Below are 12,960 nucleotides of genomic sequence, written 5' to 3' on the forward strand. Positions count from 1 at the left end.
TACCACATCAGTTCGCCGGTGTTGTAGACCGCGACGATGTCGTCGTACCCGTTGCCGTCCACGTCCGCGCCGTGGCGACCGGCGAGCTTGTCGAGGTCCGACTGGGTACCGTTGAAGACGTCGCCGTCGACATGGCCGGTGATGCCGTTGACGGTCCAGTAGTCACTCCATTGCCACATGATCCAGCTCGACCAGCCGGTGGGCAGTCGCGGCGTACTCGCGCCGTAGTGCGCCACCACGAGCGGATAGGCGCCCAGACCGCCGACGGAGAGACAGCGCGAATATTCGCCGGCGCTGGTGTAGACGACCGGGGTTCGCCCGAACGCCGACTGGACCGCGTCGAGGAAGCTCTGGACGTTGCTCAGTGTCGTCTGTGTCGAGCACCCTTCCAGGTCAAGCATCGGTGGCAGGTCGCCTGGCCGGTGTCCGGTGTACCCCGAGCCTCGCACCACACCGATGAAGTGGGCGGCCTGTTGGGCGCCACTGCCCGACGAGTGGTCCCAGAAGTGGTAGGGCATCTCGTCGACGCCGGCGGCGCGCGCGGCGGCCATGTCGGAGAGGAAGTACGCATCATCCACGGTTGTGCCCTGGGTCGCCTTGATTTCCGCCCACTTGATGCCATCGGCGTGCACCGCTGACCAGTCGATCGTCGTCGAGCCGCTCTGGTGCTGGTAATGCGAGGTGTCGACACCGCTGATCGGGTAGCTGGCGGGGTAGGTGCAGACGTGCACGGAGCAGTAGGGGGGATCGCCGGCAGCGAGCGAGGCGGGATCGCCCGCGGGCGCGGCGTTCTGCGTGTACGCCGACACACCGGGGTCTTGCCGGTCGGGCGTGGGTGTCGCGGCGTTCGCCGCGGGTGCGCCGAGGGCGGCCAGGACGGCGGCGAGGGTCACGACGATGAGGCTTCGCGGAGCTGGTTTGCTCAATTCCGTTCCCTTTCCATAGCACGAGTGGTCGGGCCGGATCGGCCTGTGGCGGGGACCGGCCGGGATCGCCTCCCAGCCTGGGGAATACCGGTTATACGCGCGCTATGCGTCTGATATACGTGCAAGTGGCCGTCATGCGGCGACGATGGGAACGCCCCTGCGATCTGAGCGACTCCGGCTGGGACCTCTGCTACGGTCGGCGCCATGGTTGCCGTGTGGCGGATCGCGACGTACCACCGAGCCGATGAGCCCGTGACCGCGCCGGTCACCAAGTTCGGCGGTCAGCCGACCTGGCTGGGCGATCCACAGTGGCCGCTCAGCGCCGCCTGGGGTACCCCGATGCGGTTCGTCGGGCAGATCGCGCTGGATCCCGAGTTCGCCACCGGTGAGGGACGGCTTGCCTACCTGTTTGTCACCCACGGCGAGCATGGGCGCGACGTGGACGAGTTCGATCCGGACGTCATCTTTGCCGACGGCGGGGAGAACGCGGTAGTCGTCCAGCCCGGGCGGTTTGCCGGGCCGACGAGTCCGCTGGTGAGCGGTCCGACCCTGTATCACAAGGACGGCTCCCCGGCGGAGTACACAGTGGACCTGGTGCGGGGCGAGGATCCCGAACCGCTGTCCACCGAGGCATACCTGGCCCTGCCGGACGACGACCGCGACCGGTACTTCGAGGCGGTCGACTACGACAAGGTCGCCGGGACGGTCTTCCTGACCGACGAGGCCGACTGGCCCGAGGGTGGACCGTGGCGGCCATTGCTGCGCCTGGCCACGAATTGGACCCCGTTCTACCTGAATCTGGGCAGCGCGCCGGTGGCGTTCGCGTTCCTGTCCACCGATGGCACGGAGGGGCGCCTACTGGTGCAGGACTCGTAGGGCGGCGGTGCGTCGCGGTAGCGCGGGGACACGTTATGCCGCCGCCTCAATCCCCGTCGCGGGTACGGGTGCTGTTGAGCGCGTGGCGGATCACGACTGCTGGATCGCCGAGGTGGTAGACGCGTTCGCTGGGTTCGATGTTGTCGAGGAACTCCTGGTATCGCACCGCGTACGCGAACTGGGCCAACGGTTCGGCGATCTCCAGTGCCTCGGCCGGACGTGACCGGGGCGCCTCGGCCCGCCAGGCTTCGATCCAGGCGTTGGCCGCCGCCCGGCGTCGATCTGCCGGCAGGTAGTCGATAGCGCGCAGCCCGTCGAGCACCGGGTTGCCCAGGTGTGCGTCGGCGAAGTCGAGAATCACCGGTGAGCCGTTGCCGCAGCGCCAGTTGCCGGGGTGGAAGTCGCCGTGCACGACGGTGTCGGGCAGGCCGCAGTCGGCCAGCATCTCCCACCGCCGCTGCAGGTCTCTCGCGGCACGCAGTTCCTCGGGACCCAGTTCGGCACCGACCGGGCCATCGAGTAGGTCGCGGACGGCGGCGGTCAACAGCTGCGGGCGCCGGTCCGGGATGCCCTGTGGCGGCTCATCGATACGGGCCTGGGCAATGGCCAGGCGGCGCACGGCGTCGGCGACGACTTGCGGGGACGCGTCCCAGCAGTCTGTGCCGGGGACGTCGGGCAGCAGCAGGCGCCCTGGAGCGCTGGCCAGAATGTTCGGCACCAGGCCCGGGTCGACCTCGGCGATCGCGGCGATCGCGACCGGCTCGGCGGCGGCGAAAGGCGGGATGGCCTTGAGCCAGACCGGTCCGTCGGCGGTGGGCAAGCGGAACAGCCCCGCGAGGTTCCAGGTCTTGCGCTGTACCGGCCGCCCGACGAGGTCGACGTACTGGGACGCCCACCGGAACAGTTCTCGGATGCCGGACACACGCGCCCAGGGCAACCGCAGCGGGTGGTCGTCGACGACGAAATCGCAGGCGGTCAGGTCGCCTGGCGGTTGGAGCGCCTCCACGTGGTAGGTGACCTGGCCGTCGCGTCCCCCATCGGATCCTTCCACGGACAGCAGCCGGAGAACGACGACCGGCACGCCCAGCGTCTCTTCCAGGTGCGTCACGACCGGCTCGACCTCGGCCCACCACGGGATGTCGACGTGAAACGGCCCGACCGTCCCGACGCACGCGTCGTCGTACGTCACCAGGGCAGTCACCACGCGTCCCATCCCGCCAGTGTGACCACCCGTCGGCGGGATTCCGACCGAATTACGCCGATGCGATGGGTACCCGACCAGCGGGTCGGGCGCTTCGCCCGCGCGTCACCCGTCAAATCGATGAGGTTGTCCCACAGCGGCTGTATCGCGTTCGTCGGCCGGAGCGGCCCAGGTCGGCGGAAAGCCGAATCTGGCGACCAGGCAGGGGTCGTGAAACGAGACGATCTGCCCGATGCCCCGGCTGGTGACGGTGAGCACGACCAGTCCGTAAGGCTGATAGGTGCCTTGCCGGTCACGCGTGTAGATGGCTGCGGCGGGCTGCCCGTTGGCGCTGGTGGGTAGCATCCGCCAGTCGCCGGGCGATCCCAGCACCCACGTGTGCAGGTACGGAACGCAGGTCTTGAGGCCGGCGAACCAAGTCCGAAACGGCGTTGCTTCCAGGGTGGCCTCTTGGCACAGCAGCCGCTCCAGAGCGCTCGCATCAGCATTCTGGAAAGCCGCGATGTACTGGTCGAGCAGCTTGCGTGCCTCCGGCGAGGTCGGTTGTGTGATGTCATCGGCCGTCGGCGCCAGCTCCTGCAGCCGGACGCGGGCACGCTGCAGCCCGCTCTTGACTGAAGCGGTGGTGGTGCCGAGCATGGCAGCGACTTCGGCGGCGGGAAAGGCCAGCACGTCTCGCAGCATGAGGACGGCCCGCTGCGCGCCGGGCAGGTACTGCAGGCTGGCGATGAGAGCGAGCCGCAAGCTCTCGCTCGCGACGGCGACGGTCGCCGGATCGGCCGAGTCGCGACTCACGAGCGCGTCGGGAATCGGCTGCAGCCAGCTGACACCTGGCCCGGCCGGGACCGGTCCGGCCTCGGGATCCAATTCCGGACCGCCGAGGCCGGACGGCAGCACGCGCCGACTGTGATGTTCGAGCGCGGTAAGGCAGGCGTTGGTCGCGATCTGGTAGAGCCAGGTACGCACGGACGACCGGCGCTCGAATTTGTCGTAGGAACGCCAGGCCCGCAGGTACGTCTCCTGCACCAGGTCCTCGGCATCGTCGACCGAACCGAGCATGCGGTAACAATGCGCGAGCAGCTCCCGCCGGTACGGCTCGGTGTCCTCGACGAAGGTTTCGCTGTCTGCCACTACGCTTCCCTGGTCAGGTCTCTCGCACCGTCGAATCTACACACCGGTCAGATCGAGCGCCCGAGGAAAGCAGCCAGGCGATCAGCCGGACATGCGTCAGGAGGAGCCTCGACCATCGGCCCGAAGAGGGCCACCCCGTCCCGTCCGCGATACCCGTCGACGATCGTCTCTCTGGCCTGGGCGAGCAGTTCATCGGCGAGTTCGGGATCCAGGTCGGTGTGGTGCCCGATGGCACGGGCGAGGTCCCACCCGTGGGTGAACTGGTCTGTGGTGGCCATGCCCATCAGGGCTACGCCGGTGAACTCGCCGAATGGCAACTGGACGGTCTTCTCGAGAGCGCCCTCGGCCTCGAACGCGGCAAGTGTAAGCGCGATGCTCTCGTCGTAACGGGCGAGGAAATCCTGCTCCGCGGCGTCGGCGTCGGCGTCGACTGCCTGGTCGCCGACGCCGAGGGCGGCGCCGGCCCATCGGGCTGAGTCAATGAAGTGGTTGATCAGGGCGTGTACGTCCCACGATGCGCACGGCGTCGGCGCGTCGAGTTGGTCTGGCCCGACTGTCGCGAGCACGGCTCGAGTGCTGGCAAACGCGCGATTCAGCCGCCGGATGGGTACGACAACGTGCTTGCTGTCCAACTTATGCGATCCTCTCGTGGCGGCCTTTTGAGTTGGGCCGTGTTCGGCTGGGCCGACGGTCATGGCCTCAATTAGGTAGACCGGCTGGCGCGGGGAAAGGAATCGCGGACCTGGAGGCGGCTCTGGCGGTGGCGTGGGCACAGCGGAGACCCTGGTGCGTGGCCAGCTGCTATGCGTGAGCGGGTGGCCCCCACCGAGGCGGGGGCCACCCGCGGTTCGCCCGGCTTACCCGCTGACGAGGAAGACGTAGCGCGATCAGGGAGCCTCGCGGGGCGAATCGACATGGTCATGCGATGGGACCGCCGTCAGTACGGTTCGCCCATGCGTTCCATTCCTCCGCCGTGCTGATCTGCACACCCTCGGGCAGCATGAACGGCCTCGCTGTGGTGGCGGCGACCGTGAACGGCTCGAAGTCATGATCTGTGAGCATGTGGTAGACGAACTCCGACATGCTCAGGTCATATCGGTTCCACGGTTCGATGCCGTCCTTGCGAGCGACCACCGGCCACGCCGCCGGATCGACCCGCGCGTCAGCGAGCCAGTAATAGTCGCCCTCGGTCTGATCGGAACCCCAGTGGAGCAGACCCGCCCGGCCGGGACCGCCGTACAGGTCGTAGGGGGCGTACAGCCCCGCATACTCCGGATGGCGCCGGTTCGACCGGAAGGAATAGAGCAGGCCGTCCGTCGCCGCAGCCTCACGTCGCGGCTGCAGGAGTCGCAGGAATCCCGAGTAGTAACCGCCGCCGAGCAGCGAGCACAGTTCGCGGTAGTCGGCTGGCAGCGTCGTACCCAGTTCCGCCTCGACCGGCGCCCAGTCGATGTCACGCCGCTCCGGCCTCGCGCCGGTCACTTCGATGATCCGCTGGATCCAAGACATGATCGTCATCATGCCAACCGGGGTTCCCGGCGCGGAGCGGTCACCACCCGCCGGTCGAAGGGTGCCAGGCGCTCAGGCGCTGATCGGGGTGCCCTGCGCGCTGGCCAGCCGCCAGCCGCCGTCGTCCACGTATACGTGCGTGTAGCGGCTGGCGGCCGCGAACTCGGCGCCCTGGAAGCTGCCACGCATCGCGGTCCGGCCGACCACCACCGCGGTGCCGCCGTACTCCCGGATCACCACCTCGGCCGGCTCGACGGCGGTGAACGTCAGCTCGCCTCCGTCCAGCGCGGCCAGGAAGCCGTTCCGGCCGGTGACCGCGCCGCTCATCACGTCCACGATCAAGAAGTCCTCGGTCAGCAGCGCGCGCAGCGCAGCCACGTCGCCGGCCACCAGCGCGGCGAAGAACGCCGCGTCGACGGCCTCCGCTCCATCCTCGTTCTGCACGCACGGATGGTAGACGTTGCCACTGGTGTCAGGGCAAGCGTCTCAGCCCTCGCGCGATTGATCCCTGGAAGCTGTCTGTGACTGCCACGACCAACCCGGTCCCGTGAAGTCAGACCAGGCCGCTCTCGTACGCGATGATGACCAGCTGCACCCGGTCGCGCGCGTCCAGCTTCGTCAGCAACCGCGCCACATGCGCCTTCGCCGTGGCGACCGTGATGAACAGCTCGCCGGCGATCTCCGAGTTCGACAGTCCGCGGCCGACCAGCGTCAGGACCTCGCGTTCCCGGTCCGTCACGCCGGCCAGCGGGCGGCTCGCCGCCCGCGTGGGACGGGCGGCGAACTCGGCGATCAGCCGCCGGGTCACGCTGGGCGCGATGAGCGAGTCGCCGCCCGCGACCACCCGGATCCCGCCGAGGATGTCCTCCAGCGCCATGTCCTTGATGAGGAACCCGCTCGCGCCCGCGCGCAGCGCGCCGTAGACGTACTCGTCGTCGTCGAACGTGGTCAGGATGAGCACAGCGGGGCCGGTGATGCGGCGGGTCGCCTCGATGCCGTCCATGCCCGGCATCCGGATGTCCATCACCACCACGTCGGGTCGCAGTGTCTCCGCCATCCGGATCGCTTCGGCGCCGGTACCCGCCTCACCCACCACCTCGATGTCCGGGGTGTCGTTGATGAGCACGCGCAGCCCGGCCCGGACGAGGGGCTGGTCGTCGGCCAGTACGACCCGGATGCTCATCGGCCCGGCTCCGGAGACAGCGGCTCGGGCAGCGGCAGCCGCACAGACACCTGGAACCCGCCTTCCGCCCGCGGTCCGAAGCTGAGTTCGCCGTCGAGCAGGTCGGCGCGTTCGCGCATGCCGGCCAGCCCGTACCCGGCACCGCTCACCGGGCCGCCCCGGCCGTCGTCGGTGACCTCGATCCGGATCTCGGCCGGCGCGTATTCGACGAGGACCTGGCAGTGGTCGGTGCCGGCGTGCCGTACCACGTTGGTCAGCGACTCCTGGACGATCCGGTACGCGGCCAGGTCGACCTCCGGCGGCAGCGGCCGCCGGTCGCCCAGCCACCGTACGTCCACCCGGACGCCGGCTGCGGCCGTGGTCGCGACCAGGCGATCGAGGTCGCCCAGTCCGGTGGTCGCCTCAAGCGGAGCGCTCTCGTGTTCGGCCCGGCGCAGCGCGGTCAGCGTTCGCCGCAGCCCGGCCAGCGTCTCCCGGCTGGTCGCCTCGATGGTGGCCAGCGCGTTGCGGGCCTCGGCCGGTTGGGTGTCGATGACCCGGGCGCCGACGCCGGCCTGGATGGCGATGACCCCGATGCTGTGCGCCACGAGATCGTGCAGTTCGCGGGCGATGCGCAGCCGCTCGTCGGTGACCGCCTTCGCGGTCGCCCGCACCCGGATGTCCTCGGCGCGCTCCCGCCCTACCCGCCACAAATCGCCGATCAGCCAGCAGACGCCGATCGCGAGCACGATCGGCGCGATCAGGTTCACCGGCCCCGGTCCGGACACGTAGAACGAGGTGAGCAGGAGCTCCACGATCGTGGCCAGTGCGGCGATGGCCACCGACACCGCCCGGCGCGCGGAGGCGGCGACGCGTCCGACCGAGCAGTCCACCACCACGATGCCCAGGATCCCCAAGGGCCCGGCGAAGTGTGGTCGCATGGGTATGACGGTCGACCAGCCGAGGAGCATGAGGACGAACGCCGGGATCGGATGCCGGCGCAGCAGCGGGTAGGGCAGGAAGCTCAGCGCGGCCAGGATCAGGATCGCGGCGGGCTCCTGGTGATTGCTGGGGGCGAGCGCCCCCAGGATCAGCAAGACCGGGTAACCCACGGCTCCCGCCCAGGCGAGGCCCCGGCGGGCGGACCTGGGAGCGCCGCCGCGCAGGGATATCGGTGCGGCTGACATGTCACCGATCGTAGCCAGCGGCCCTGGTCAGGGCATTGGGCCGCAGGCGTACGCCCCGGGGCTACCGGCCGCCGGGCACTTGTGGCCCGCGGCCGGACGCGACGCGGCCCCGTGTCGGGAATCGTCGTTCGGGTGATCGAGATTCAAGAGCTGACCAAACGGTACGGCGGGAAGACCGCCGTCGACGGGCTGACCGTCACCGTACGGCCGGGCCACGTCACCGGGTTCCTCGGCCCGAACGGTGCCGGCAAGTCCACCACCCTCCGCATGATCATCGGCCTGAACCGGCCGACCGGCGGCTCGGTGACTGTGCAGGGCCGCCCGCACGCTAGCAACCCGCGTGGCCTCTGGTACGTCGGCGCGCTGCTGGACGCGTCCGAGGTGCACGGCGGCCGCAGCGCGTCGGGGCACCTGCGGGCGCTGGCGCGCAGCAATGACATCCCACGGGCCCGGGTGGCCGAGGTGTTGGCCCAGGTGGGCCTGGCCGACGCGGCGAACCGGCGCATCGGCGGCTTCTCGCTCGGCATGAAGCAGCGGCTGGGTATCGCCGCCGCGCTGCTCGGCGACCCGCAGGTGCTGCTGTTCGACGAGCCGTTCAACGGCCTGGACCCGGAGGGGGTGCGCTGGGTACGCGGCCTGTTCCGCCAACTGGCCGCCGAGGGGCGCACGGTGTTCGTCTCCAGCCACCTGATGAGCGAGATGCAGCACACCGCCGACCATCTGGTGGTGATCGGCAGGGGCCGGCTGATCGCCGACGAGAGCCTGTCCGACTTCGCCGCCCGCAGCGTCCGGCCGACGGTGTCGGTGGCCACCCCGGACGCCGTGCGGTTCGCCGAGATCCTGCGCGAGCAGGGCGTGCGGGTGCAGTCGACCGGGGTGCAGACCCTGGAGGTCGCCGACCTGGCCGCGGCGCGCGTCGGCGAGCTGGCCTTCACCCACCGGGTACAGCTGCATGAACTGACCACTCACGCCACCTCGCTGGAGGAGGCATTCATGGACCTCACCGCCGACAGCGTCGAATACCTTGCCGGAGACCCCCGATGACCACGACCACCGCACCCACCCTGACCCCGGTCGAGCGGCCCGCCGCGACCCGCACGCCGCGCGTGCGTTTCCGCGACCTGGTCGCCGCCGAATGGATCAAACTCTGGTCGCTGCGCTCCACCAAGTGGTCGTTTCTGGCCGCGGCGTTCGTGGTCCTCGGGGAGAACCTGCTCAGCGCGTGGGGCGACTACAGCAACTACCCGGACTACAGCGCCAAAATCAAGGCCGTGTTCGTCCCGTACTGGGCGCTGGGCGACGCCTTCAACGACGGGTCAGCGTTCCTGCTGGTCATCGCGGCCGGGGCGATCGGCGCGAACCTGGTCGTCAACGAGTACGGCACCCGGCTGATCCGCACGACGTTCGCGGCCGTTCCGGCGCGCCGCTCGGTGATGGCGGCCAAGGTGGTCCTGGCGACCGGAGTGTTCGTCGTCTTCGGCGCGCTGATCGTCGGCGTCTCGTTCTGGGCCGACGAGGCGATCCTGTCGCTGCGGCACGCGGGCCTGTCTATCGGGTACCCGGGAGCGCTGCGGGTGACGGTGGCCGCCGCTCTGCTCGCCCCGATCGCCGCGCTGATCGGTATGGCCATCGGCGCGGTGGTGCGGCATCCGGCGACGACGATGGTTCTGCTGATCGTGCTGAACGTGGTGGTGCCGGCGCTCCTGCTCGACCAGCGCAGGCTGTCCGCGACCATCGACGAGGCGATGCCGATCACCGCATGGGCTCGGCTGCCCGCGATCGGCGACCAGACCGGGCCCGGCCCGATCGGCATGTCCATGGCGCACGCGTGGATCGTGTACGCGGCTTGGGCGGTGGTCTCGGTGATTGTCACCGTCGTGGTACCCGCCCGGCGTGACGTGTAGGCGGTTGCCAGCAGCGCCCTCAGCGGGTGGCGCAGAGTTTCCGGTTGGCGCTGCAGGGCGGGTAGCCCCCGGTCTGTAGCGCCGACTCCTGCGCCGGGCTGGTGAGGTAGTCCACGAAGTTCGCCGCCAGCTCGTCCCCGTTGGCCCGGAAGTATGCGTGCTCGACCGTCCAGAACGGGTACCCACCGACGATGTCCGGCAGCCCGTCGCCGTGACCGTCCAGCGCCACGGTGAGCAGGCTGGCGCCGGCCGCCGTCACGTCGGGAGCGTCGGCGTAGCCGACCGCGCCGTCGAGCTGCCTCACCCGGTCGATGACCGCCCCGGTCGAACTCTCCTCGCACAGGAAGGTCTGGTTGTTGCCCACGTAGTCCTGGTCCACGCAGTTGGTCGACGTGCGCTGCCCCTGGGAGGACTGCTGCACACCGTTGCCGAGCACGTAGCGCTCGAAGGCGATCCGGCTGCCCGACTGCCCCCGCGCGACAATCTTGACGGGCAGCGGCGCGAACCGTGGGTCGATGTCGCGCCAGGTTTTCTGGGTACCCCCGAAAATCTCGCGCACCTGTGCCGTGCTCAGGTTCACCGGGCCGGTTGCGCCCGCGAACACCTTCGGGTTCAGGACTATCGCGTACGGCACGATGGCGACCGCATGCTCGGCGGTGCCCGCGGTGACCGAGGGGTCGGCGCGACCGTCGGACATGGCGACTCTTTGCTGCTTGTGGTTGCCGGCGATGCTGGCCTGCAGGTCGTCCATGCCCTGTTGGCTGTTGCTGGGCATCACCTGCACCGCGGCGCGGGTGCAGTAGCTGGAGTAGGAGCCGGCAACCTGAGCGGTGGCGGTGGCGAACGCGCTGGAGCCACCGACGACCAGCGAGCCCTTGCTGCAGTGCGGCGGGAACTGCCCTGGCCGGGGACCGGCGTAGTACAGCAGCCCGGCGGCGAGGAGGGCGCCGAGCGACAGCGAGGCGATGACCACGGTGGCGACCCGCCACCGGCGCGCGGCCGGGCTCCTCGGACGTCGGGCGTCCACCACGTCGCCGCCGCGGATCAGGCCGGTCACCTTCACATCGTCGGGCCGGCCGCCCCCGCCGGAGAGCAGGATGAGCAGCTTGAATCGTTCGCCGGCGTTGAGGTGCTTGCGCGGCAGGATGACCGCGTTGTCCTCGATTTTGATGCCCTCGGAAATCAGCTCGCTGAGTTCGGAGGGATGAGCGTCGGTGACGTCGACGGTACGCACCGCGCCGTCGTCGAACTGGACCCGGGTGTCCGCGCGGTAGTCGTCTTCGGCGATGTCCGATTCGCTGTCGTTGGTGATGCGCACGACCGCGAGGGACGGCTGCTCGATGGGGTCGTCGTTGCGATCGTTGAGCCGGACGACGTCACCGGCGTCCGGCGGGTCGAGCCCGAGCCGGGAGTTGAGCAGCACGTTGTAGAGCAACTTCTTGCGTACCCGGCGCTTCTCCCGGCGACGGATGTAGACGTTCACCGCGGCGGGTACGACGACGCCGAGGACCAGGAACACCAGACCGGCACTGGAGAGCAGCGACTGACCGAGCTCGCTGAACAGGTCGCCAAGGGCGGCAGCCACGGGTCCCCCCGCCTGAGAAGGTGCCAGCAGTCGCCACCGAGGCTATCGGGCGACGTCCACTCTCACGATTGCCAAAAATGAACAACGGCACCGGCCGGGTTGTCATTTCTGGAAAATCCTTGTAGCCGTGTGATGGATCGCCCGCCGAGGATGTGGTCGTCGTTGCCAGTGTGGGCTCCGCGCCATCCCAGCGCCGCTCAGCTCTTCGCCACCCAGTCCGTGTGGGCCGCGATGAACGAGTCCACCGTGTCGTCCTTGACGCTCTCCAGCAACTGCATGCTGGTGGGGTTGAGGGTCTGGATACTTTGACCGTTGACGTAATCGGTGGAGTAGTTGCCGTCGTTGGTCTTGATGGTGATCAATCCGTTGCCGCCGATGCCCTTCATCGCGAAGATCCAATCCTCGATCGAGAAGTTGCCCGGGTCGATGGTCATGGCCTTGCCGACGGTATTGAGCACCTTGGTCAGCTTGGAATAGTTGGTCAGCGTCTCGCCGCTCATGATTTTGCTCGCGAGTGCCTTGACGAACTGCTGCTGGTGGCGTTGGCGACCGTAATCCCCGTCTCCGTTGGCCAGCTTGTCGCGTTGGCGCACATAGTCCAGCGCTCTCCAGCCCACCATGTACTGGCAGCCGGGGTTGTAGACGACCGGCGTCACGCCGGGAACCCTGCTGGTGGGCACGCCGTCCTTGAAATAGTAGGGCTCGGCTTCCCTACCGCTCTTGGTGAAACCGACGTGGATCGAAGTGGTCTTCTCGTCTACGCACAGCGTGACGCCGCCCAGCGCGTTGACGACATCCGTAAAGCCGCTGAAGTCCACGATCGCGCCCGCGTCGAAGGTGAGTCCGGACATGCCGGGCAACCCCTGGATCGTCTTCTCCAGCAACTCGAAGCCGTGCTTACCGGCCGCCGGCCCGGTGAGGCCCCTGCTGCCAAACTCGAACGCTGCATTGATCTTGTCGTGGCCGCCGGCGTATTTCTGTTTGCCATTGTCATAGGCAGGAATGCTGACCCAGGTGTCGCGCGGGATCGAGACGAGGTCGCCCTGGTCGTGGCCCGCCGGGACGTGCAGGATGATGATGGAGTCCGAGCGCGAGCCCATCGCCGAGTTGCCCACGCGAGTATCCACGCCAACAAGCAGAATGTTCTTCGCCCCGTTGATGCTCGCGTGCTTCCCGTGCGTGCCTCCCGAACCGAGCAGATCCTGCTGCGTCACACTGCTGGTCGCGGCGGCGACCAGCACCCGCATGCCCACGATGGTCGCAGTGCTGCCCACCATCAGCACCGCTCCGAAGATGACGAGCAACCGTGCCCAGAGTGGGCTCTTGCGCTTGCCGCGCCGTTTCGTCCTCGTCGGCCGCGATGGGCCGCCGCGCTGGTCCGCCGCGAAGCGCTCGCCGGACCTCTCCTGCACCGTTCTCGAGGCATACTGCACTACCGGCTCCTGTCCGGGAGACGCTCGGAAGAACAGATGTGCACTT

General features: G+C 68.9%; 13 protein-coding genes. 3 read left to right on the forward strand and 10 right to left on the reverse strand.

Going from position 1 to position 12,960, the window contains the following annotated elements:
• Positions 1–926 (reverse strand): glycoside hydrolase family 25 protein (locus Raf01_RS43400; protein WP_203923996.1); only part of this gene is annotated, 926 nt, incomplete at its 3' end.
• Positions 927–1,130: 204 nt separating this feature from the next.
• Between Raf01_RS43400 and Raf01_RS43405 the strand changes: the two genes are divergently transcribed.
• Positions 1,131–1,802 (forward strand): YwqG family protein, encoded by a 672-nt coding sequence (locus tag Raf01_RS43405; protein ID WP_203923997.1) that lies wholly within the window; start codon positions 1,131–1,133, stop codon positions 1,800–1,802.
• 46 nt (positions 1,803–1,848) lie between these two features.
• Here the strand turns inward: Raf01_RS43405 and Raf01_RS43410 are convergent, their stop codons facing one another.
• The 7 genes from Raf01_RS43410 to Raf01_RS43440 all read right to left on the reverse strand — a co-directional run bounded on the left by Raf01_RS43410 (position 1,849) and on the right by Raf01_RS43440 (position 7,992).
• A complete protein-coding gene (locus Raf01_RS43410; RefSeq protein WP_203923998.1) occupies positions 1,849–3,015 on the reverse strand; it encodes an aminoglycoside phosphotransferase family protein in 1,167 nt (388 codons plus the stop codon).
• Positions 3,016–3,108: 93 nt separating this feature from the next.
• Entirely contained in the window at positions 3,109–4,134 is a 1,026-nt protein-coding gene (locus Raf01_RS43415; protein WP_203923999.1) for a sigma-70 family RNA polymerase sigma factor, read from the reverse strand.
• Positions 4,135–4,181: 47 nt separating this feature from the next.
• Positions 4,182–4,829, reverse strand: a complete 648-nt coding sequence (locus tag Raf01_RS43420) for a TIGR03086 family metal-binding protein (RefSeq protein WP_203924000.1) — start codon at positions 4,827–4,829, stop codon at positions 4,182–4,184.
• 223 nt (positions 4,830–5,052) lie between these two features.
• Entirely contained in the window at positions 5,053–5,643 is a 591-nt protein-coding gene (locus Raf01_RS43425) for an SMI1/KNR4 family protein (RefSeq protein WP_203924001.1), read from the reverse strand.
• A gap of 72 nt (positions 5,644–5,715) precedes the next feature.
• Complete coding sequence (locus Raf01_RS43430) at positions 5,716–6,087, reverse strand: nuclear transport factor 2 family protein (RefSeq protein ID WP_203924002.1); 372 nt, start codon at positions 6,085–6,087, stop codon at positions 5,716–5,718.
• A gap of 109 nt (positions 6,088–6,196) precedes the next feature.
• A complete protein-coding gene (locus Raf01_RS43435) occupies positions 6,197–6,826 on the reverse strand; it encodes a response regulator (RefSeq protein WP_203924003.1) in 630 nt (209 codons plus the stop codon).
• Positions 6,823–7,992: a sensor histidine kinase gene (locus tag Raf01_RS43440; RefSeq protein WP_203924004.1), complete on the reverse strand. Its 1,170-nt coding sequence runs from the start codon at positions 7,990–7,992 to the stop codon at positions 6,823–6,825. The genes Raf01_RS43435 and Raf01_RS43440 overlap by 4 nt, the downstream gene beginning before the upstream one ends.
• Positions 7,993–8,124: 132 nt before the next feature.
• Between Raf01_RS43440 and Raf01_RS43445 the strand changes: the two genes are divergently transcribed.
• On the forward strand, positions 8,125–9,036 hold the full coding sequence (locus tag Raf01_RS43445) for an ABC transporter ATP-binding protein (protein WP_203924005.1): 912 nt from the start codon (positions 8,125–8,127) through the stop codon (positions 9,034–9,036).
• Positions 9,033–9,896 (forward strand): ABC transporter permease, encoded by an 864-nt coding sequence (locus tag Raf01_RS43450; protein ID WP_203924006.1) that lies wholly within the window; start codon positions 9,033–9,035, stop codon positions 9,894–9,896. The genes Raf01_RS43445 and Raf01_RS43450 overlap by 4 nt, the downstream gene beginning before the upstream one ends.
• A 19-nt stretch (positions 9,897–9,915) precedes the next feature.
• On the opposite strand, the gene Raf01_RS43455 is transcribed toward Raf01_RS43450, so the two are convergent.
• The gene (locus Raf01_RS43455; protein WP_203924007.1) at positions 9,916–11,481 is read right to left on the reverse strand and encodes a PstS family phosphate ABC transporter substrate-binding protein; all 1,566 of its coding nucleotides are present in this window, start codon (positions 11,479–11,481) and stop codon (positions 9,916–9,918) included.
• Positions 11,482–11,678: 197 nt separating this feature from the next.
• Entirely contained in the window at positions 11,679–12,914 is a 1,236-nt protein-coding gene (locus Raf01_RS43460) for an LCP family protein (protein ID WP_239134436.1), read from the reverse strand.
• Positions 12,915–12,960 lie beyond the last annotated feature (46 nt).

The sequence above is a fragment of the Rugosimonospora africana genome, from assembly GCF_016862975.1.
In the GTDB taxonomy this organism is placed as follows: domain Bacteria; phylum Actinomycetota; class Actinomycetes; order Mycobacteriales; family Micromonosporaceae; genus Rugosimonospora; species Rugosimonospora africana.

Excerpts from the sequence above, each read along its gene's own strand:
- Raf01_RS43405 (WP_203923997.1), top strand. The coding sequence starts at position 1,131 with ATGGTTGCCGTGTGGCGGATCGCGACGTACCACCGAGCCGATGAGCCC.
- Raf01_RS43435 (WP_203924003.1), bottom strand. The coding sequence starts at position 6,826 with ATGAGCATCCGGGTCGTACTGGCCGACGACCAGCCCCTCGTCCGGGCC.
- Raf01_RS43410 (WP_203923998.1), bottom strand. The coding sequence starts at position 3,015 with ATGGGACGCGTGGTGACTGCCCTGGTGACGTACGACGACGCGTGCGTC.
- Raf01_RS43425 (WP_203924001.1), bottom strand. The coding sequence starts at position 5,643 with ATGTCTTGGATCCAGCGGATCATCGAAGTGACCGGCGCGAGGCCGGAG.
- Raf01_RS43450 (WP_203924006.1), top strand. The coding sequence starts at position 9,033 with ATGACCACGACCACCGCACCCACCCTGACCCCGGTCGAGCGGCCCGCC.
- Raf01_RS43420 (WP_203924000.1), bottom strand. The coding sequence starts at position 4,829 with ATGACCGTCGGCCCAGCCGAACACGGCCCAACTCAAAAGGCCGCCACG.
- Raf01_RS43440 (WP_203924004.1), bottom strand. The coding sequence starts at position 7,992 with ATGTCAGCCGCACCGATATCCCTGCGCGGCGGCGCTCCCAGGTCCGCC.